The sequence below is a fragment of the Vibrio sp. 03_296 genome, from assembly GCF_002265885.1.
In genome coordinates, this window is sequence record NZ_NPKW01000780.1 from 1 (window position 1) to 575 (window position 575).

Here is a 575-nt window from a genome sequence, read left to right on the forward strand (position 1 = left end):
CAAAATAAACATCGCCTCTGACGGCTCCAAACGCCAGTTAGTGGAACGCGGGATCATCACGTAATCCCCTTCCCCCACTGCCAAATGGCCATAGTCACAKAGAAGCCGCTTTTCCTTGATGAATAAAGAGCAGTTCGTCGCCATCCGCATTTCGCGCCAGAAACTCCATCTTGGTTTGGGTTTTCCAGACCCGGACTTTGCATTCGTGATTGTGAAGCAAATGCGGCACGCTCCAAGGAGAGGCTTGATTAGCGCTGGTCACGCGAGTGAAATCAAACGCTCTCGGCCTTAAATCGCCTTGCCAATCGACCCAACCTGTTGGCGCATGTTGATGATGGAAATGCGCAGCAGGGCCAAAGAACCCACTGCGCCCGCTTCACGTTCGTAAATCGCCTCTTCGGGAAAATCGGACGTGTGCCTGCTTTGAGCAGACACCTTCCCGATGAGGAAAGGTGATCCATTTATGCATCGTTCAATACTCCGCGACGAATCTGATCTTCTTCAATCGATTCAAAAAGGGCTTTGAAGTTACCTTCACCAAACCCCTCATTGCCTTTACGCTGAATGATTTCAAA

The 575-nt window shown here is 50.3% G+C and carries 2 pseudogenes; both read right to left on the bottom strand.

The window, feature by feature from the left end:
- Positions 1–469, bottom strand: a pseudogene (locus CIK04_RS27830) (homogentisate 1,2-dioxygenase); the annotation flags it as partial.
- Positions 462–575, bottom strand: a pseudogene (locus CIK04_RS27835) (4-hydroxyphenylpyruvate dioxygenase); the annotation flags it as partial. The pseudogenes CIK04_RS27835 and CIK04_RS27830, both read right to left, overlap by 8 nt.